The sequence below is a fragment of the Luteimonas padinae genome (assembly GCF_014652935.1).
In the GTDB taxonomy this organism is placed as follows: Bacteria; Pseudomonadota; Gammaproteobacteria; order Xanthomonadales; family Xanthomonadaceae; genus Luteimonas; species Luteimonas padinae.
The window spans coordinates 23,275-43,420 of the sequence record NZ_BMZT01000011.1; the positions used below are offsets into that span (position 1 = coordinate 23,275).

Sequence of the window (20,146 nt, forward strand, 5' to 3'; positions counted from 1 at the left end):
CGCGCTCGGGCGACCCCGCCGGCCGTGGTTTGCGGCGATCATGTCGACCTGATGAACACTCCCGGATCCATCGCGGCCGTGCCTGCGGCCTTCGACGAACCCGCGCCCGATGCCGACGCCGCGGCCAGCGCCGACGATGCGGCGCACGAGTGCGCGCTCGCCCGCCAGAGCCGCGCCGCGCTGTCCGACGACGGCCTGCTGGCCTCGGTGCTGCCGGGCTTCCGGCCGCGCGGGGCCCAGCAGGACCTCTCGGCCGCCGTGGCCTCGGCGTTCGAGGACCGCGAGCCGCTGCTGGCCGAGGCCGGCACCGGCACCGGCAAGACCTTCGCCTACCTGGTCCCGGCGCTGCTGTCGGGCCGCAAGACCATCGTCTCCACCGGCACCCGCGCGCTGCAGGACCAGCTCTACCACCGCGACCTGCCGCGGGTGCGCGACGCCCTGGGCCGCGGCCTGCGCACGGCCCTGCTGAAGGGGCGCGCCAACTACCTCTGCCGCCACCGGCTGGAGCGCGCGCGCGGCGAGAACCGCTTCCAGACCCCGGCCCAGGCCTCGCATTTCCAGCGCATCGTGGCCTGGAGCGGGCGCACCCGGATGGGCGACCTGGCGGAGCTTGAATCTCTGCCCGAGGATTCGCCGCTGTTGCCGATGGTGACCTCGACCGCCGAGAACTGCCTGGGCAGCGAGTGTCCGTTCTGGGGCGAGTGCTTCGTGGTCCAGGCCCGGCAGCGCGCGCAGGAGGCCGACGTGGTGGTGGTCAACCACCACCTGCTGCTGGCCGACCTGGCGCTGAAGCAGGAGGGCTTCGGCGAGATCCTGCCCGGCGCGGAGGCCTTCGTGATCGACGAGGCCCACCAGCTGCCGGAGCTGGCGGCGCAGTTCTTCGGCGAAGGCCTGTCGGCGCGGCCGCTGGTGGAGCTGGCCCGCGACGCGATCTCCGAGTGCCGCGAGGTCGCGGGCGCGCTGGCGACGCTGCAGGAGCCGGCACGGGTGCTGGAGCAGGCCACGCGCCAGCTGCGCGCGGCGATGGAGGGGCTGCCCGCGCGCGGCACCCGGCCGCAGCTGCTGGCGGTGCCCGAGGTGGTGGAGGAGCTCGACGCGCTGAAGGCGGCGCTGCTGGCGCTGGCCGACGCGCTGGCACCGCTGGCCGATGCCGCGCCCGGCCTCGAGGCCTGCCTGCTGCGCGCCCGCGACCACCATGGCCGGCTGGGGCGCTGGCGCGACCTCGACGATGGCGGCCGCGACGCCGGACAGGACGACGATCGGGCCGCAGCGGAGGCGGCGGATGACAGCGACGACGCCGAAGAGGCCGCCCCCACCCGCGACGACGACGTGCGCTGGTACGAACTCTCGCCGCGCGGCTTCCGCCTGCAGCGCACTCCGCTGGACGTCTCCGGCCCGCTGCGCGCCCACCGCGAGCGCTCGCGCGCGGCCTGGGTGTTCACCTCCGCCACGCTGGCGGTGGAAGGCCGCTTCGACCATCTCGCGCGCCGGCTGGGCCTGTACCAGCCGCGCACGCTGCTGGTGCCGAGCCCCTTCGACTGGGCCACCCAGGCGCTGTGCTACCTGCCGCCGGGCCTGCCGGAGCCGTCGTCGCGCGACTACACCACCGCCATCACCGCCGCGGTGCGCCCGGTGCTCGAGGCCTCGGGCGGCCGCGCCTTCCTGCTGTTCGCCTCGCACCGCGCGCTGCGCGAGGCCGCCGAGGGCCTGCGTGATGGACCGTGGCCGCTGTTCGTGCAGGGCGAGGCGCCGCGCCACGTGCTGCTGCAGCGCTTCCGCGAATCGGGCAACGGCGTGCTGCTGGGTGCGGCCAGCTTCCGCGAGGGCGTGGATGTGGCCGGCGGTGCGTTGAGCGTGGCGGTGATCGACAAGCTGCCGTTCGCAGCCCCCGACGATCCGGTGTTCGAGGCGCGGCTGGAGGCGATCCGCCGCGCCGGTGGCAATCCCTTCCGCGACGAGCAGGTGCCGCAGGCGGTGATCGCGCTCAAGCAGGGCGTGGGCCGGCTGATCCGCACCGAGACCGACCGCGGCGTGCTGGTGCTCTGCGACCCGCGCCTGCTCGGCAAGGGCTACGGCCGCCGCTTCCTCGACTCGCTGCCGCCGTTCCCGCGCACCCGTGACGTCGGCGACGCGGTGGCATTCTTCGCCGACACCCGGGAAGGGTAGGGCGGCAGCGCCGTTCGCGTCCCGCAGGGGCCGACGTCGACAGCCGTGGTGGCCGCCGGATGCCGGCCACCCCGCGTGGAGGCGTTACCCTGTCGCCCCGCCTGCCTCCTGCCTGCCCCATGCGACTGCTCGCCATCGAGACCACCACCGAAGCCTGCTCCGTCGCCGTGATGGTCGACGGCGCGGTGCGCGAGCGCTTCGAAGTCGCGCCGCGGCGGCACGCGGAGCTGGTGCTGCCCTGGGCGGAGGCGCTGCTGGCCGAGGCCGGCCTGCGCCGCAGCGAACTGGACGCGATCGCCGTCGGCCGCGGCCCGGGTGCGTTCACCGGCGTGCGCCTGGGCATCTCCATCGCCCAGGGCATCGCGCTGGCGCTGGACCGGCCGCTGCTGCCGGTGTCGACGCTGGCGGTGCTGGCGCTCGGCGCGCTGCGCGGGCAGGGCGCGGGCGCGCCGGACGTCGCGGTGCACGCCTGCGACCACGTCCTCGCCGCGATCGACGCGCGCATGGGCGAGGTCTATGCGGGCGGCTTCGTCCGCGAGGGTGGCGGCGTGCGCGCGCTGTCGCCGGAAACCGTGTCCGCGCCCGAGGCGGTGGAGCTGCCCGCTGGCGGTCGCTGGATCGGCGCCGGCACCGGCTTCGCCGCCGCGGACGGCGCGCTGGCGCGTCGCCTCGGCGACCGGCTGGCGTCGGCCGATGCCGCCGCGCTGCCGCGTGCCGGCGACCTGGCGCGGCTCGGCGCGTTGGCCATGGCAGCCGGCCGCGCGGTGGCGCCGGAGCTGGTCGAGCCCGCCTACCTGCGCAACGCCGTCGCCCTGACCCTGGCCGAGCAGGCCGCGGCGCGCGCGGCCCGCGGCTGAGCGCTCAGTCGTCGACCAGCTCGCCGCCTGGCAGGAAGTTCCAGGTGCGGGTGACGTGGAGGACGTCGATCTCCTCGTCGGTCTGCGGCAGCGGCGGATAGGGCTCGGCGAGGCGAGCGATGCGCAGCGCGGCGTCGTCGAGCAGGCGCACGCCGCTGGACTGGATCACCTCGGCGCGTTCGACCGAGCCGTCGCGGCGGATCGCGACGCTGATCACCAGGGTGCCCGACAGCTGCCGGCGCCGCGCCTCGTCGGGATAGTTGAGGTTGCCCACGCGCTCGACCCGGTCGACCCAGGCCCGCAGGTAGGTGGCGTAAGCCCATTCCTGCGTCGACGCGGACACGAACTTGCGCTTGGGGCGCTTGGCGTAGCGCTCGGACTGCAGATGGATCTCGGCGGCCAGGCGTGCCATCGCCAGGTCGCGTTCGATCCGCTCCGGGCCGGGCGGCAGCACCTGCTCGTCGACCCGCGGCGTGGCCTCGGGGCTCGGCATCGCGTCCTCGCCGCGACGGCTGGCGACCACCCGCGCTTCCGGCGGCGGCGCGGCGTCGGGCGACTGCGCGCGCGACTCGCGCTGGGCGACGCCGGCCTCGTCCTGCGGCAGGTGGCCGGCCTGGGCGTCGCGCGGGCGGCGGCTGGCCTCGTCCTCGCCGCCGCCCTGGTTGCTCGCCTGGGCGAGGAAGTCGGCCTGGGCCTGGGTCAGCGGGCTGGTGGTGCGGGTGAGGATGACGTCGAGCGTGGGCAGCACCGGCGCCGCCTCTTCGAGCGCGAAGCCGACGCCGAGCACGAGCATCGCGTGCACCAGCAGCGACAGCACCATGGTGGCGCCCAGGCGCTGGGGTTCGCCGACGCCCCCGGGGGCCGCCATCGTGCTCACGGCTGCCGCGGTGCGCGCGCGGACGTCACGCGCCGGCGGCGGCCGGCGCGCCGCGTTCGATCGCGTCGAACAGCTGGCCGGCGATGTTGAGCCCGAACTGCGCGTCGAGCTCGCGGATGCAGGTCGGGCTGGTGACGTTGACCTCGGTCAGCCAGTCGCCGATCACGTCCAGGCCGACGAAGCGCATGCCGCGCCTGACCATCTCCGGGCCGACCTGTGCGGCGATCCAGCGGTCGCGCTCGCTCAGCGGGCGGCCCTCGCCGCGGCCGCCGGCGGCGAGGTTGCCGCGGAACTCGTCGCCCTGCGGGATCCGCGCCAGGCAGTAGTCCACCGGCACGCCGTCGATCAGCAGGATGCGCTTGTCGCCCTCGCTGATCTCGGGCAGATAGCGCTGGGCCATGGCCAGGTGACGGCCGCCGTCGGTCAGCGTCTCCAGGATCACGTTGAGGTTCGCCTCGCCGGCCGCGGCGCGGAAGATCGAGCGCCCGCCCATGCCGTCCAGCGGCTTCAGCACGGCCTGGCCGTGTTCGGCGACGAAGGCCTTGAGCGCGGCGGCCTCGCGGCTGACCAGGGTGGGTGGGCAGCACTGAGGGAACAGCAGCGCGGCCAGCTTCTCGTTGAGGTCGCGCAGGCCGCGCGGGTCGTTGACCACGTTGGCGCCGGCCAGGCGGGCCATGTCGAGGATCTGGGTGTCGTGGATGTAGTCGGCGTCGACCGGAGGGTCGGTGCGCATCAGTACGACGTCGCCAGCGGTGAAGTCGCGATGTGACGGCGCTCCCAGTTCGTACCAGTCGCTGGCGTCGTCGCGCACCGTGAGCGGCGCCGCCAGCGCGCGTGCGCGTCCGCCGTCCATCGACAGTCCGCCGCGCAGGACGTAGTGCAGCCGGTGGCCGCGGCGCTGCGCCTCGAGGAGCATGGCGAAGGTGGAGTCCTTCGCGACCTTGATCGACCCGATCGGGTCCATCACGACGACGACATCAAGCGGCATACGGGCATTCCACGGCAGTTGCTGACAAATGTTATCAGCTGCCGTGGTAGCCCTGGCAGCGATTGCGCGACCCTGCGCCCTGAACGCGCAAGCCGTGCTTGACACTGCTGCGGCGGGCTGCAAGATAGACGTTCGCAGTGGCGCCGAAGTGCAGGCGCCATGCACGGGGAGACACGATGACGCAGGACCACAACCGCGCCGGCAGCCTGGAAGGCCTGCGCGTGATGGTGATCGATGACTCGAAAACCATCCGTCGCACCGCGGAGACGCTGCTGCGCCGGGAAGGCGCCGAGGTGGTTACCGCCACCGACGGCTTCGAGGCACTGGCCAAGATCGCCGACCAGCGCCCGCAGATCATCTTCGTCGACATCATGATGCCGCGTCTGGATGGCTACCAGACCTGCGCGCTGATCAAGAACAACCAGCTGTTCAAGCAGACGCCGGTGATCATGCTGTCCTCGAAGGACGGCCTGTTCGACAAGGCGCGCGGGCGCATCGTCGGCTCCGAGCAGTACGTCACCAAGCCTTTCACGCGCGAGGAACTCCTCGACGCGATCCGAACGCACGTCAACACCTGACCGGGGGGACAGGTACACCATGGCAAAGATCCTGCTGATCGAGGATTCGCCGACCGACACCGCGGTGCTGACCCAGCTCCTCGAGCGCAATGGGCACGAGGTGATCGCGCGCGCCAATGCCGAGGACGGCATCGAGGCCGCCCGCGCCGAACTGCCCGACCTCGTGCTGATGGACGTGGTGCTGCCGGGCATGAACGGCTTCCAGGCCACCCGCGCGCTGTCGCGCGACGCGGCGACCGGCCACATCCCGGTGCTGATCGTCAGCACCAAGGGCATGGAGACGGACAAGGCCTGGGGCATGCGCCAGGGGGCCCGCGGCTACGTCGTCAAGCCGCCCGTCGAGGCCGATCTGGTCGAGCGCATCAACGCGCTGCTGGGCGGCTGAAGTGGCCCGGCGCGACACCGTCCGCCGGGAGGAGCCCTTCGAGGTCCTCGCGGGCTTCGAACGGCGCAGCCTGGCGCACGTCGTCGGCCTGCCCGAGCAGCTCGATGCCCCGGGCCTGTGGCGCGGGGTCGGTTACCGCGTCGGCCAGCGCCTGCTGGCCTCGGGCTTCGACGAAGTGGTGGAAATCCTGCCGCTGCCGCAGCTCACGCCGGTGCCCGGCGCGCAGCCGTGGATGCTGGGCGTGGCCAATATCCGCGGCACCCTGCTGCCGGTGGTCGACCTGCGCCTGTTCCTGGAAGGCGAGCGCACGGTGATGCACGAGGGCCAGCGGGTGCTGGTGGTGCGCCAGCCGGGCGGCAACGTCGCGGTGACCATCGACGAACTGTTCGGCCAGCGCAGCTTCCTGGAAGAGCAGCAGTCGTCGCACGAGGCCCTCGCCGGCGGGCGCTATTCGGGCTTCATCGATCGCGCCTACAAGGTGGGCGGCCACGCATGGGGCGTCTTCAGCCTGGACCGGCTGTCGCGCACTCCGGAATTCAGACAAGCAGCGGCCTGACGCCGCAATCGGAAAGGCCAGGGGACATCGCATGAGCAACGTCATCGACAACGGAACCGGGAAGGCCCGGACCATCGGCGCCAAGGTCTGGATCTGGCTGCTGATCGCCTCGCTGGCGATCTTCGCCGGCAACACGATCTACGCGATGACCAAGGCCTCGCGCCTGGGTGGCGCCAGTACCGCGGCCTCCAGCCTGCAGGTGAACTCGCAGCGCCTGGCCAACCAGGGGCGGGAGGCGGTCGACGGCAGCACCGAGGCCTACGCGGCGTTCAAGGCCACCAAGGCCGCCATCGACAGCGACATCCAGCAGCTGGTGGCCAACTTCGGCGACACGCCCGACGTCGCCGCCGAGATCCGCACCGTGGCCGCGACCTGGGAGCCGCTGTCGGCCAGCGCCGAGCAGGTGATCGCGTCCGAAGGCGCGGTCGTGGCCTTCGCCGGCAACGCCCAGCGCTTCACCCAGGCGGTGCCGCAGCTGCAGGCGCAGCTCGACGAGGTGGTGCGCGCGATGTCGGCGAGCGGCTCGCCGTCGTCGCAGATCTACATCGCCCTGCGCGAGGTGGTGCTGGCCTCGACCATGGCGCGCCGCGTCACCGAGATCCAGGCTGGCGGCGCCGCGGCGTCGGTGGCCGGCGATGCGCTGGCGCGAGACGCGGGCGTGTTCGAACAGGTGCTCACCGGCCTGCGCTCGGGCGACGAGGCGATGAACGTGCAGCCGCTGGCCAACGCCGGCGCCCTGGCCGCGCTGGCCCAGGCGACCACGCAGTGGGAGGAGATGAAGAAGGACCTGGACGCGATCCTGTCCAGCTCGCAGAACCTCTTCGGCGCGCAGACCGCCGCGGCCGCGCTGGCCACCGGCTCCAACAAGCTGCTGGCCGACAGCGAGTCGCTGTTCCAGGCGCTGACCACCTTCGGCTCGCTCAACGACACCTCGATCCTCGGCAACATCTGGATCTCGATCGTGTTCGGCGCGCTGGCGCTGCTGGCCATCGTCGGCTTGCTGCGCGAACTCAGCCGCGACCAGCGCGTGCGCTACGAGACCACGATGGAGCTCAACAACCGCAACCAGGAGGCGATCATGCGCCTGCTGGACGAGATGGGCTCGCTCGCCGAAGGCGACCTGACGGTGAAGGCGACGGTGACCGAGGACATGACCGGCGCCATCGCCGACTCGATCAACTTCGCCGTCGAGCAGCTGCGCAGCCTGGTGCAGACGATCAATGACACCTCCGTGCAGGTGGCGTCCAGCGCCCAGGAGACGCAGGCCACCGCCATGCACCTGGCCGAGGCCGCCGAGCACCAGGCGCAGGAGATCAATTCCGCCTCCGACCGCATCAACGAGATGGCGCAGTCGATCAATCAGGTGTCGCGCAACTCCGCCGAATCCGCGGACGTGGCGCAGCGCTCGGTGCAGATCGCGACCAAGGGCGCGGGCGTGGTGCGCGAGACGATCGCCGGCATGGACTCGATCCGCGACCAGATCCAGGAAACCTCCAAGCGCATCAAGCGCCTGGGCGAAAGCTCGCAGGAGATCGGCTCGATCGTCGAACTCATCAACGACATCTCGGAGCAGACCAACATCCTGGCGCTGAACGCGGCCATCCAGGCGGCGTCGGCCGGTGAAGCGGGCCGCGGCTTCGCGGTCGTGGCCGACGAAGTGCAGCGGCTCGCCGAACGCGCCTCGAACGCGACCAAGCGCATCGAGACGCTCGTCGAGACCATCCAGTCCGACACCAACGAAGCCGTCAGCTCGATGGAGCAGACGACCTCCGAGGTGGTGGCCGGTGCGCGCCTGGCCGAGGACGCCGGCACCGCGCTGGGCGAGATCGAAAACGTGTCGACCAGCCTCGCGTCGCTGATTGAAGGCATTTCCAGCGCCTCGCAGCAGCAGTCCGCGGCGGCCTCGAACATCACCGAGACCATGAACACGATCCAGTCGATCACCGCGCAGACCTCGCAGGGCGCCAACCAGACGGCGGCCTCGATCGGAAACCTCGCGCAGCTGGCGGCGGACCTCCGCCGCTCGGTCGCCGACTTCAAGCTGCCGGCCTGATTCCAGTCCCATGACGGCATTGCGCGACGCCATCGACTACACCACGCTCGGCTGGGTCAAGCCGGAGCTCGACGAGACCCTGCGCCAGGCGCGGATCGAGATCGAGGACTTCGCCGCCGACCCCACCGACACCAGCCGCATGCGCTTCTGCGCGGGCTACCTGCACCAGGTGCAGGGCACGCTGCGCATGGTCGAGCTGTATGCGCCGGCGATGGTGGCCGAGGAGATGGAGCGCCTGGCCCAGGCGCTGCAGGAAGGCGCCGTGGCCGACCGCGACGGTGCCTGCGCGATGCTGATGCGCGGCGTGGTGCTGCTGCCCGACTATCTCGAGCGCCTGCAGAGCGGCCACAAGGACATCCCGATCGTCCTGCTGCCGCTGCTCAACGACCTGCGCGCCGCGCGCGGCGAGCCGGGGCTGTCCGAAAGCGTGCTGTTCGCGCCCGACCTGCAGCGTCCGCTGCCGGGCGACGTGCCCCGCGCCGCGGTCGCCAACGACCCGGTGCCGGTGCGCAACGCGCGCGCCCAGCCCTTGCTGGCCGACCTGCGCGCATCGATGGCCGCGTGGCCCGAGACCGGTGGCCCGGCCGACGCGGGCGCGCTGTCGGCCGCCCTCGGGTCGCTGCTCGACCATGTCCAGGCCGAGCCCGCGCGGCGCATGCTGTGGGTGGCGTCGTCGGTGGCCAGGGCCGTGGCCGATGGCGCGCTGCAGGCGACCCCGGCGCTGCGCCAGGCGTTTGCCAGCGTCGAGCGCGAATCGCGGCGGCTGTTCGAGGACGACGGCTTCGGCGTGCCACGCGCCGAGTCCGCGCTCGAGCCCACCCGCCAGCTGCTCTACCACGCCGCCCACGCGAGCGCGGACCACCCCGCGCTGCGTGCGCTGCACGACACCTTCGAGCTGCAGCGGCAGCTTCCGACCGACTCCGAGATCAGCCACGCCCAGGGCAGCATGAGCGGCCGCAACCGCGCGCTGCTCGACACCGTGGCCGCGGCCGTCAAGGAAGACCTGCTGCGGGTCAAGGACGCCCTCGACCTGCACCTGCGCACCGCCGAAACCGATCTGTCGCGGCTGGCGCCGCAGGTCGAGGCGCTGGGCCGCGTCGCCGACACGCTCGGCATGCTCGGCCTCGGCGTCGCGCGCGGCGTGGTGGACCAGCAGCGCACGGCGATGGCGGACATCGTCGACGGCCGCAAGCCCGCCGACGAGGGCGCGCTGCTCGACGTCGCCGGTGCGCTGCTCTACGTCGATGCCACTCTGGACGATCAGGTCGCGCGCCTGGGCGCGGGCGACCAGGACGCGCCCGGGCAGGGCGATCTCGCCGCAGGCGAGGCCGACAAGGTGCTGGACGTGCTCGCGCGCGAGGCGATCGCCAACTTCGCGGACGCCCGCCAGGCCTTCGTCGCCTTCATCGAGACCGGCTGGGACCACGCCGAACTGGCCGAAGTGCCGCGCCTGCTGGGCGAGGTGTCCGGTGCGCTGCAGATGCTCGAGCTACCGCAGCCCGCCGCCTACCTGACCGGCGTGCGCCGCTACATCGAGGACGAGCTGATCGCCAGCCGGCGCGTGCCCAACGGCCGCCAGCTGGACACGTTCGCCGACGCGCTGGCGAGCCTGGAGTACTACCTCGAGGCGCTGCGCGAGCGGCGCTTCAACCGCGACGAGATCCTGGACGTCAGCCGCCACAGCCTGGAGAGCCTGGGCTACTGGCCGCTGCCGGCCGAACGCACGCCGGGTCAGGACGAGACCGAGGCCGCGGTGGCGCCGCCGATGGTGAGCGAAGCCGACATCGAGCGCACGGTCGCGGCGCTGATCGACCGCGGCGGCGCCGGGTCCGCCGACGCGCAGGCGCCGCTCGCCGCGCAGCCTGACGAAGCGCCCGCAGCGGCGGTGGGGGCCATCGCCGCGGCCGCGGGACAGGACGGCTTCGAGGCCACCGGCGACGAGATCGACGACGAGATCCGCGAAGTCTTCCTCGAGGAATTCGCCGAGGAGATCGACAACCTCGACCAGCTGCTGCCGCTGTGGCGCGCGCAGCCCGACGACGTGGAGCGCCTGCGGCCGATCCGCCGCGTGTTCCACACCCTGAAGGGCAGCGGCCGCCTGGTGGGCGCGCGCACGCTCGGCGAGTTCAGCTGGAAGATCGAGAACATGCTCAACCGCGTGCTGGACGGCACGCGGGTGGCCAGCCCGGCCGTGGTCGCGATGGTCGACCAGGCGTTCTACACCCTGCCGCAGCTGCAGGCCGCGCTGCGCGGTGACGGCGCGGTGCAGGCCGACCTCGAGCGCATGCAGGCTTCGGCCGACCGCATCGCCGCCGGTGACGAGGCCATGCCCGACGAGGCCGCCGCCGCGTCCGTTTCCACCATACCGGCCCTGTCCGCGCCGCCTGTGGTGGACGAGGAAGCAGCCGCCGACGGCGTCGAGGCCGTCGCCGACGCGCCGCAGCCCGAGGTCGAACTCGAGGCCGATGGTGCAGGGGCGGTCGAGGCCGGTTCGCTGCCGGCAGGCGCCGCCGCGGAGGCCGTCATCGAGATGGTGCCGGCGTCGGTCGATGCGCTGCTGCTCGAGATCCTCGACGCCGAGGTCACCGGCCACCTGGCGACCGTGGATGCGTGGATGGAGCGTGCCGCGGGCGGTGGTGCCGGGGCGTCCGAGGACCTGTTGCGCGCCTTGCATACGATGAACGGCGCGTTCGCGATGACCGAGCTGCCGACGGTCGCCCAGGCGCTTACGCCCGCGGAAGGCTATGTGCGCCGCCTGCTGGCGGCCGGGATCCCGGCGACGGGCGATGGCATCGCGGCCATCGGCGAGCTGGCCGCGATCACACGCGCCGCGATCGTCGGGCTGCAGTCGGCGACCCCGCAGGTGCCCGTTGCCGCCGCCCTGGCCGCGCGCCTGCTGGCGCTCCGGGACAGCCTGCCGGAGCCGGCGCCGCTGGACTTCGAGGCGATGGCCGCGGACGCGACCCACGCGGACGAGGCGGTCGCCGACCTGCCTGGAGCGCAGCTGGTCGACATCGACCTGAGCGAGTACGCGGGTTTCGGCACGGTTGCTGCCGACGGCGACGTGGACCGGGAGGCTGCCGCGCAGGCCGAAGCGGACGCGGAAGCCGAGCGCGCAGCGGCGGAGCGCGCCGAAGCCGAACGTCTCGAAGCGGAGCGGCTTGAAGCCGAGCGCATTGAGGCGGAGCGTCTCGAGGCGGAACGTGTTGAAGCGGAACGCCTTGAATCCGAGCGCCTCGAAGTCGAGCGTCTCGAAGTCGAGCGTCTCGAAGCCGAGCGTCTCGAAACGGAGCGTCTCGAAGCGGAGCGTCTCGAAGCGGAGCGTCTCGAAGCGGAGCGGATTGAAGCAGACCGCCTTGAAGCGGAGCGGATTGAAGCAGACCGCCTTGAAGCGGAGCGGATTGAAGCAGATCGCCTTGAAGCGGAGCGGATTGAAGCAGACCGCCTTGAAGCGGAGCGGATTGAAGCAGACCGCCTTGAAGCGGAGCGGATTGAAGCAGACCGCCTTGAAGCGGAGCGGATTGAAGCAGACCGCCTTGAAGCGGAGCGGATTGAAGCAGACCGCCTTGAAGCGGAGCGGATTGAAGCAGACCGCCTTGAAGCGGAGCGGATTGAAGCAGACCGCCTTGAAGCGGAGCGGATTGAAGCAGACCGCCTTGAAGCGGAGCGGATTGAAGCAGACCGCCTTGAAGCGGAGCGGATTGAAGCAGACCGCCTTGAAGCGGAGCGGATTGAAGCAGACCGCCTTGAAGCGGAGCGGATTGAAGCAGACCGCCTTGAAGCGGAGCGGATTGAAGCAGACCGCCTTGAAGCGGAGCGGATTGAAGCAGACCGCCTTGAAGCGGAGCGGATTGAAGCAGACCGCCTTGAAGCGGAGCGGATTGAAGCAGACCGCCTTGAAGCGGAGCGGATTGAAGCAGACCGCCTTGAAGCGGAGCGTTTCGAAGCCGAGCGTCTTGAGGCGGAACGGCTTGAAGCAGACCGTCTTGAAGCCGAACGCCTCGAAGCCGAGCGTCTGGAGGCCGAGCGCGCCGAGTCGGAGCGTATCGAGTCGGAGCGCGTCGCAGCCGAACGCGCCGAGATGGCGCGCCTGGAACAGGAGCGCCTCGAAACCGAGCGCCTCGAACAGGAGCGCCTCGAACAGGAGCGCCTCGAACAGGAGCGCCTCGAACAGGAGCGCCTCGAACAGGAGCGCCTCGAACAGGAGCGCCTCGAAGCCGAGCGCGCCGAAGCCGAGCGCCTGGAGCTCGCCGAGCTCGAAGCCCGGATCCTCGAACTCGAACGCCTCGAGGCCGAGCGTCTCGAGGCCGAACGTCTCGAAGCGGAGCGTCTGGAAGCCGAGCGGCTTGAAGCCGAACGCATGGAGTTCGAGCGCCTCGAGGCCGAGCGCCTGGAAGCGGAGCGGGTCGAAGCCGAGCGCATCGCCGCCGAGCTCGCCGAAGCCGAGCGTGTCGAGGCCGAACGTCTCGCCGCCGAACGCGCCGAAGCCGAGCGTGTCGAGGCCGAACGTCTCGCTGCCGAACGCGCCGAAGCCGAGCGCCTCGCCGCCGAGCGCATGGACGCCGAGCGCGCCGTCGCCGCGGCCAGCGCCGCGATGCTGGCCGCGATCCCGGCCGACGAGGACCCTGACGCCGAATTCGATTTCACTGGCCTGGACACCGAGCTGGTCGACATCTTCGTCGAGGAAGGCCGCGACCTGCTCGACCACTCCGACGGCCTGCTCGCGAAGCTGCGCGAATCGGCGGACGACCGTGAATCCCTGGTCGGCCTGCAGCGGGACCTGCATACGCTCAAGGGCGGCGCGCGCATGGCAGGCGTTTTCGCCATCGGCGAACTCGGGCACTCGATGGAGTCGCTGCTCGAGGCGGTCTCGGAGCAGCGCTTCGACCTGTCGCGCAGCGACGTGCCCCTGCTCGAGCGCGGCTTCGACCGCCTCCACGCGATGGTCACGCGCGTCGGCGAGCGCCGCGCGATCAGTCCTTCGCAGGCGCTGATCGATGCCTTCGACGCCCGCGCCCGCGGCGAGGAGCTGTCCGCCGAGGCGCTGTCGGCGCCTGCGCAGCGCGTGCCCGCGCCGGTGGTCGAGCTCAAGCCGCTGACCGCGCCGATCGCCGATCCGCTCCAGGGCGACGAGGACGACATCACCGTCCGTGCGCCACAGGAGCAGGTGCGCATCCGCGCCGACCTGCTCGACCGCCTGGTGAACTACGCCGGCGAGGTGGCCATCTACCGCGCGCGCCTCGAGCAGCAGCTTGGTGCCTTCCGCGGCGCGATGGGCGAGATGGAGCAGACCAACATGCGTCTGCGCGACCAGCTCCGCCGCCTCGACATCGAGACCGAAGCGCAGATCATCGCCCGCTACCAGCGCGAGCAGGAGACCGCCGACGCGACCTTCGACCCGCTCGAGCTCGACCGCTTCTCGACCCTGCAGCAGCTCTCGCGCGCGCTCGGTGAGTCCGCGGCCGACCTCTCGAGCCTGCAGGGCACCCTCGACGACCTGACCCGCCAGTACGAGACCCTGCTGCTGCAGCAGTCGCGCGTGAGCTCGGAGCTGCAGGAAGGCCTGATGCGCACGCGCATGGTGCCCTTCGATTCGCTGGTGCCGCGCCTGCGCCGCGTGGTGCGCCAGGCGGCGTCGGAAACCGGCAAGCACGCCCAGCTCAGGCTGGACGGCGCCCAGGGCGAGCTCGACCGCAACGTGCTCGAGCGCATGACCGCGCCGCTGGAGCACATGCTCCGCAATGCCGTCGCGCACGGCCTGGAGAAGCCGGGCGCGCGTCGCGACGCCGGCAAGGCCGACGAGGGCACGGTGCGCATCTCGGTGCGCCGCGAAGGTTCGGAAGTCGTGCTGGAAGTCGCCGACGACGGCAGTGGCCTCGACCGCGATGCGATCCGTCGCCGCGGCATCGAGCGCGGCCTGCTGCGCGAGGACGCGGTGCTGGCCGATGGCGACCTCGACACCCTGATCTTCCAGCCCGGTTTCTCCACCGCCGACGAGGTCAGCCGCCTGGCCGGCCGCGGCGTCGGCATGGACGTGGTGGCCAGCGAAGTCCGCCAGCTCGGCGGCGCGCTCGACATCGCCAGCCAGCGCGGCAAGGGCACGACCTTCACCATGCGCCTGCCGCAGACGCTGGCGGTGACGCAGGCGGTGTTCGTCAAGATCGGCGAGACCAGCTTCGCGGTGCCGATCGCCTCGGTGCGCGGCGTGGGCCGCATCGCCCGCGAGGACTTCGAGCGCGAGGGCGCCAGCTACTCCTACGGTGGCGAGGACTACGCCGTGCACGACCTCGGCGGCCTGGTCGGCCATGCCTCGGCGCGCGCCGAGGGCCATCTGCAGATGCCGCTGCTGCTGATCCGCTCCGGCGACCTGCGCGTCGCGGTGGCGGTGGACCAGATCACCGGCAACCGCGAGATCGTGGTGAAGCCGGTCGGCCCCCAGGTCGCCTCGGTGCCGGGCATCTTCGGCGCGACGATCATGGGCGACGGCGGCGTGGTGGTGATCCTGGACATCGCGCCGCTGGTGCGCCGCCAGCAGGTCGCCCTGCCGCGCGATGCCGCGCCGGGGGAGACGCCCGAGCAGCGCCGCGTGCCGCTGGTCATGGTGGTCGACGACTCGATCACCATGCGCAAGGTCACCGGGCGCGTGCTGGAACGCCACAATTTCGAGGTCTCCACCGCGAAGGACGGCCTCGACGCGCTGGAGCGCATGGCCGAGCGCGTGCCCGACCTGATGCTGCTCGACATCGAGATGCCGCGCATGGACGGCTACGAGCTGGCCACCGCGATGAAGGGCGACCCGCGCCTGCGCAACGTGCCGATCATCATGATCACCTCGCGCACCGGCGAGAAGCATCGCCAGCGCGCGTTCGAGATCGGCGTCGAGCGCTACCTGGGCAAGCCCTACCAGGAGAACGAGCTGCTGCGCAACGTCAACGACCTGCTGAAGACCGCCCGCCATGGCTGAGGACGGAGGCCAGGCCGTGCGCGTGCTGCTGCTGGCCCGCGAGGGCGAGGCCAGGCAGCGCCTTGAATCGGCGCTGGCCGATGCCGGTGCCGAACTGCTGCGCTCGGTCGACCCGCAGGATGGCGATCCCGACGAGGCGGTCGCCCTGCGTCCGGGCGCCGTGCTGGTCGCGCTGGAGCCGGCGATCGAGGATGCGCTGGAGCGCTACGACGCGCTGCTGTCGGATCCCGGCGTGCTGGTGATGTTCGACGAGGCCGAGGTGGCCGCGCGCCGCGACGGCTGGGATGCCGCACGCTGGGTGCGCCACCTGGCGGCGAAGCTCAATGGCCACGCGAACGTGCTGCCGCCGGGGGCCGGGTCCGAGGACGCGGTGCATCCGGTGCCGGGCGGCCTGCCGGAACGGGAATTCGATCCGGAGAGCGTCGACGTCGGTGCGCTGGCCGATGCGGCGCATGAACTGGCGACGGACGTGCCGCGCGCGGGCGACTTCGACGCGCCGTCCGCCGATGAGCCGTTCTCCGCGACGTCGCCGACCGACGGGCCGCCGGCCGATGGGGCGCCCTTCGAAGAGTCCTCCGGCTTTACCGGCCTGCTCGCCGCGGAGGACATGGACTGGTCGTCGGGCGGTGCGGACGAGCTCACGCTCGCCGAGGATCCCGCGCTGGCGGAACTGCTTGCCAGCACCTCCGCATCGCGCGGCAGCTACGACGGGGCCGACGCGCCCGAAGCCGTGCAGGGCCTGGACGAAGTCCTCGCGCCCGGGCCCGGCGGCGGCCAGGCTGCGGATCTCCACGGCGCCGGCGTCGACGCTCCCGGCGAGCCGGAAGCGCCGGCCCGCGAAACGCCCGCGCCGGACGTGCGCGACCCGCTGTCGCTCGGTGACGGCCTGTCGCTTGCCGATGACGACGCGCCGCTGTCCGTCCGCGACGCCACCGCTGCGGTCGATCTCGAGGCGCTCGAGTCGCGCCTCGATGGCCTGTCGCTGGCCGACGACGACGCGGGACCGATCGGCAGCCGCGACGCCGACAGCGGCGCCATTGATCTCGACGCGCTGTCGTCGCGCCTGGACAGCATGTCGCTGGTGGATCCGGACAGCTACGGCCACGGCCAGCTCCGCGGCGCGGTGATCGTGGAAGCGGGGCTGGGTGGCCCCGACGCCGTCCGCCAGCTGCTTGCGGGCCTCGGCGAGGCGTTCGCGCGCACCGTGCTGGTGCGGCTGCAGCTCGACGGCGGCCGCTACGACCGCCTGGTGCAGCAGATGCAGCGCGCCAGCGTGCTGCCTGTGCAGCTGGCCGAAGCCGGCGGCGCAGCCGAAGCCGGCACCGTCTACTTCCTGCCGCCGGGCATCACGGTGGTCGAGGACCGCGCACGGCTGCGGTTCGCCGATGCCGATGACGGCCGCGCCACCGGCTATGACGCACTGCCTGCCGCCGACAGCGCGCTGGTCTTCCTGAGCGGCGCCAGCGTCGACCGCGTCGAGCGCGCGACGGCGATGGCGGACGCCGGTGGGCTGTTGCTCGCCCAGGCTCCGGAGAGCTGCTACGACGGCGCCGCCGTGACCGCGCTGGTCGCGCGCGGGGCCGTGTCCGCCGAGCCCGGCGACCTGGCCCAGGCCTTGGTCGACCGTTGGCCCTGACGAGATCCCACATGAATTCCACTGCCATCCAGGACATCCGCGGCGTGCTCATCCAGGTCGAGGGCGCGCGCCTGCTGCTGCCCAACGCCACGATCGCCGAAGTGCTGTCCTACGCCGATCCCGAACCGGTGGCCGACGCCCCGCACTGGCTGCTGGGCCGCATCCGCTGGCGCGGCTGGCAGCTGCCGCTGGCCTCGTTCTCGCGGCTGTCCGGCATCGCCGAGGAGGCTGGCGGCCTGGGCAGCAAGGTGGTGGTGCTCAAGGCCCTGGGCGGCGATGCACGCCTGCCCTACGTGGCGCTGCTGACCAAGGGCTTCCCGCGCCTGGTCACGGTGTCGCGCGAGGCCCTGGTGGCGAACGCCGGCGAGGGCGATGGCGAAGGTGCGGAAGCGCTGCCGCCGTGCGTGCTGATGCACGTGCTGCTCAACGACGAACCCGCGCTGCTGCCCGACGTCGACGCAATCGAGGGCGCGATCCGCGAGGCGCTGGCGGCCTGAGCGCGTCGGCGCGCGGCCCGCGCGTCAGGCGAGGTCGCCGAACGCCGCCTGCAGCGCGCTGATCGCCGCGATGCCCGCGGTCTCGGTGCGCAGGATGCGCGGACCCAGCCGAAGGCCCTCGAAGCCCGCCTCGGACAGCACCGTGCGGTCGCGTGGCGACCAGCCGCCTTCGGGCCCGATCGCGACCACGATGCTGCGCCCGCGCGGGTCGGCCAGTCCGCGTACCGCGGCCTCCGCCGTCGGGTCCAGAGTCAGCTTCAGCGCGTCGGCGGGGAGTCCGGCCACCGCCTCGGCCAGCGGCACCGGCGCCGCCACCGCCGGCACCCTCGCGCGCCCGCTCTGGCCGCAGGCCGACGCCACCACGCCCTGCCAGTGCGCCAGCCGCTTTTCCGCGCGGGCAGCATCGAGCCGCACCTCGCTGCGCTCACTGTTCACGGGTATGAAGCCGGCTACGCCCAGCTCCGTCGCCTTCTGCAGGATCCAGTCCATCTTCTCGCCGCGGGCCACGCCCTGCAGCAGCACGATGCGCAGCGCCGACTCGTTGTCGACTTCGCGTGCCGCCAGCACCTCGACTTCGCCGCCGCGCTTGCCGGCGGCCGAGATCCTGCATTCGTAGTCGAAGCCGTCGCCGTTGAACAGCACGCAGGCGTCGCCGATCCCGAGCCGCAGCACCCGCAGCAGGTGCGCCGCGGCGGTGTCGGGCAGCGTCACGCTCGCACCGACGGTCAGGGGCTGGTCCACGTACTCGCGATTCTGGCGCATGGGGGTCCTTTGTTTGCCACGGATCTGCACGGGTCAGGGCGGATTTCCACGGATGGAGCAAAAGCCTTTGATTCTGCTTTTGTTTTTGTAGGAGCAGCTATAGCTGCGACCGCTGCCTGCGCAAGAGCCACTGCAGCTCCAACCACGCACAGGCGACGAACCAGAAGCATTTTTTGCCACGGATTTACGCGGATCACGCGGATCTGGCCGAGGCAAGATTGTTGCCGGAAGCCATCCCGGATAAAAAGCCTGGTCGGAGCGCGGCGACTGCACTGGCCTCGGCCAGATCCGCGTGATCCGCGTAAATCCGTGGCTGAAAGTGCTTTCCCTGGTCTGCGCTGTCGCAGCTATAGCTGCTCCTACAAAGGCGAAGGCTTTGCCTTGTCCGTGTGGATCCGTGGCTAGTCCTTTGGCAGCGCCGCGACGATCGCCGCCCGGGTGGTTGCGGCCAGGAGTGCGAGCTGGGCATCGTCGATGCAGTAGGGCGGCATCCAGTAGAGCGTGTCGCCCAGCGGGCGCAGCAGGACGCCGTGGTCCAGGGCCTCGCGGTAGGCGCGCAGGCCGATGCGTTCGGCGGGGTCGAAGGGCGTGTCGCGGTTGCCGTCGCGGGTGAGTTCGAAGGCGACCACCATGCCGGCCTGGCGCACCTCGGCCACGTGGGGGAGGTCGGCGAGCGTCGCGGCGGCGTCGGCCATCTTCGCGGCGGTCGCGCGGTTGCGGGCGATGACATCGTCGGACTCGAAGATGTCGAGCGAGGCCAGCGCCGCGGCGCAGGCCAGCGGGTTGCCGGTGTAGCTGTGCGAATGCAGGAAGGCGCGCTCGCGCGAGTCATCCAGGAATCCGTCGTAGATCGACTGCGTCGCCAGCACCGCGGCCAGCGGCAGGAAGCCGCCGGTCAGCCCCTTCGACACGCACATGAGGTCGGGCATCACGCCGGCCTGCTCGAAGGCGAACATGGTGCCGGTGCGGCCGAAGCCGGTCGCGATCTCGTCGGCGATGAGGAACACCCCGTGCACGTCGCAGAGCTCGCGCGCGCGCTTCAGGTACACCGGATGATGCATGCGCATGCCGCCGGCGCACTGCAGGCGCGGCTCCAGGATCAGCGCGCAGATTTCGCCCGGATGGTCGTCGAACAAGCGGGAGAGCGCGTCCGCGGCCTCCTCGGCGCAGTCCTCGGCCGATTGCCCCGGGCGCGCGTTCCAGGCGTCGGGCGAGGGCGCGAACATCGCCTCCATCAGCAGCGGCGCGTAGATGCGCCGGTACAGCGGGATGTCGCCGACCGAGAGCGCGCCGATGGTCTCGCCGTGGTAGCCGTTCTGCAGCGCGAGGAACTTCGTGCGCCGCGGCTCGTCGCCGCGGTTGCGGAACCAGTGGAAGGCCATCTTCAGCGCGACCTCGACGCCGGCCGAACCGTTGTCGGCGTAGAAGACCTTGGCCAGCGGGGGCCGGCCCGGCTGCCGCGGCGCGATCGCGAGAAGGCGCTCGGCCAGCTCGATCGCGCCCTCGTGGGTCGCGCCGGCGAGGATCACGTGTTCCAGCCTGCGCGCCTGGCGCGCGATCGCCTCGGCGATGCGCGGCTCGGCATGGCCGTGGATGTTGGTCCACCAGCTGCTGACCGCGTCCAGCGTGCGGCGGCCGTCGTGGCCGACCAGCCAGGCGCCGTCGCCGTGGGACACGGTGAGCAGGGGCAGGGTGTCGGGGTGCTCGCGCATCTGCGTGCAGGGATGCCAGAGCACGGCCAGGTCGCGGGATCGCCAGGCGTCGCCCTCGGCTAGAATGGCGGGATCGTGGGAAGACTTGTCGGACATCGCTGCATTATCGCCCCTG

Annotated in this window: 12 protein-coding genes and 4 pseudogenes; 11 read left to right on the forward strand and 5 right to left on the reverse strand. The window is 71.9% G+C overall.

Going from position 1 to position 20,146, the window contains the following annotated elements; genetic code table 11:
• Positions 1–51 precede the first annotated feature (51 nt).
• Positions 52–2,166: a DNA repair helicase YoaA gene (gene yoaA, locus IE168_RS12535; protein WP_189498756.1), complete on the forward strand. Its 2,115-nt coding sequence runs from the start codon at positions 52–54 to the stop codon at positions 2,164–2,166.
• A 119-nt stretch (positions 2,167–2,285) separates the two neighbouring features.
• Positions 2,286–3,023 carry a tRNA (adenosine(37)-N6)-threonylcarbamoyltransferase complex dimerization subunit type 1 TsaB gene (gene tsaB, locus IE168_RS12540; RefSeq protein WP_189498758.1) on the forward strand — a complete coding sequence of 246 codons (738 nt, stop codon included), beginning with the start codon at positions 2,286–2,288 and terminating at the stop codon, positions 3,021–3,023.
• A gap of 4 nt (positions 3,024–3,027) precedes the next feature.
• Here the strand turns inward: tsaB and IE168_RS12545 are convergent, their stop codons facing one another.
• Both IE168_RS12545 and gshB read right to left on the reverse strand, forming a co-directional pair.
• Complete coding sequence (locus IE168_RS12545; RefSeq protein WP_189498760.1) at positions 3,028–3,900, reverse strand: energy transducer TonB; 873 nt, start codon at positions 3,898–3,900, stop codon at positions 3,028–3,030.
• Positions 3,901–3,925: 25 nt separating this feature from the next.
• Positions 3,926–4,888 (reverse strand): glutathione synthase, encoded by a 963-nt coding sequence (gshB, locus tag IE168_RS12550; protein WP_189498762.1) that lies wholly within the window; start codon positions 4,886–4,888, stop codon positions 3,926–3,928.
• Positions 4,889–5,064: 176 nt separating this feature from the next.
• On the opposite strand from gshB, the gene pilG reads away from it, so the two are divergent.
• The 5 genes and pseudogenes from pilG to IE168_RS14865 form a co-directional block, all read left to right on the forward strand.
• Entirely contained in the window at positions 5,065–5,466 is a 402-nt protein-coding gene (gene pilG, locus IE168_RS12555) for a twitching motility response regulator PilG (protein ID WP_189498764.1), read from the forward strand.
• Positions 5,467–5,485: 19 nt separating this feature from the next.
• Positions 5,486–5,851 (forward strand): response regulator transcription factor, encoded by a 366-nt coding sequence (locus tag IE168_RS12560; RefSeq protein WP_189498767.1) that lies wholly within the window; start codon positions 5,486–5,488, stop codon positions 5,849–5,851.
• Between the two features lies 1 nt (position 5,852).
• Positions 5,853–6,407, forward strand: coding sequence for a chemotaxis protein CheW (locus tag IE168_RS12565; RefSeq protein ID WP_189498769.1), 555 nt, complete (start codon positions 5,853–5,855; stop codon positions 6,405–6,407).
• Positions 6,408–6,438: 31 nt separating this feature from the next.
• Positions 6,439–8,460 (forward strand): methyl-accepting chemotaxis protein, encoded by a 2,022-nt coding sequence (locus IE168_RS12570; protein WP_189498771.1) that lies wholly within the window; start codon positions 6,439–6,441, stop codon positions 8,458–8,460.
• A 10-nt stretch (positions 8,461–8,470) separates the two neighbouring features.
• Positions 8,471–11,782 (forward strand): annotated as a pseudogene (locus IE168_RS14865) (FimL-related protein); the annotation flags it as partial.
• Here IE168_RS14865 and IE168_RS14870 read toward each other — a convergent pair.
• A pseudogene (locus IE168_RS14870) lies at positions 11,718–12,200 on the reverse strand (hypothetical protein); the annotation flags it as partial. The pseudogenes IE168_RS14865 and IE168_RS14870 sit on opposite strands and share 65 nt — an antisense overlap.
• Between IE168_RS14870 and IE168_RS14875 the strand changes: the two are divergent.
• The 4 genes and pseudogenes from IE168_RS14875 to IE168_RS12600 form a co-directional block, all read left to right on the forward strand.
• A pseudogene (locus tag IE168_RS14875) lies at positions 12,102–12,464 on the forward strand (hypothetical protein); the annotation flags it as partial. The pseudogenes IE168_RS14870 and IE168_RS14875 overlap by 99 nt on opposite strands.
• Before the next feature lie 98 nt (positions 12,465–12,562).
• Positions 12,563–15,424: pseudogene (locus IE168_RS14880) on the forward strand (response regulator); the annotation flags it as partial.
• The gene (locus IE168_RS12595; RefSeq protein WP_189498773.1) at positions 15,417–17,060 is read left to right on the forward strand and encodes a chemotaxis protein CheB; all 1,644 of its coding nucleotides are present in this window, start codon (positions 15,417–15,419) and stop codon (positions 17,058–17,060) included. The pseudogene IE168_RS14880 and the gene IE168_RS12595, both read left to right, overlap by 8 nt.
• A gap of 11 nt (positions 17,061–17,071) precedes the next feature.
• Positions 17,072–17,557: a chemotaxis protein CheW gene (locus IE168_RS12600; RefSeq protein ID WP_189498776.1), complete on the forward strand. Its 486-nt coding sequence runs from the start codon at positions 17,072–17,074 to the stop codon at positions 17,555–17,557.
• Between the two features lie 24 nt (positions 17,558–17,581).
• Here the strand turns inward: IE168_RS12600 and IE168_RS12605 are convergent, their stop codons facing one another.
• Both IE168_RS12605 and bioA read right to left on the reverse strand, forming a co-directional pair.
• Entirely contained in the window at positions 17,582–18,319 is a 738-nt protein-coding gene (locus IE168_RS12605; RefSeq protein WP_189498778.1) for a 16S rRNA (uracil(1498)-N(3))-methyltransferase, read from the reverse strand.
• A gap of 401 nt (positions 18,320–18,720) precedes the next feature.
• Positions 18,721–20,127 (reverse strand): adenosylmethionine--8-amino-7-oxononanoate transaminase, encoded by a 1,407-nt coding sequence (gene bioA / locus IE168_RS12610; protein WP_189498780.1) that lies wholly within the window; start codon positions 20,125–20,127, stop codon positions 18,721–18,723.
• Positions 20,128–20,146 lie beyond the last annotated feature (19 nt).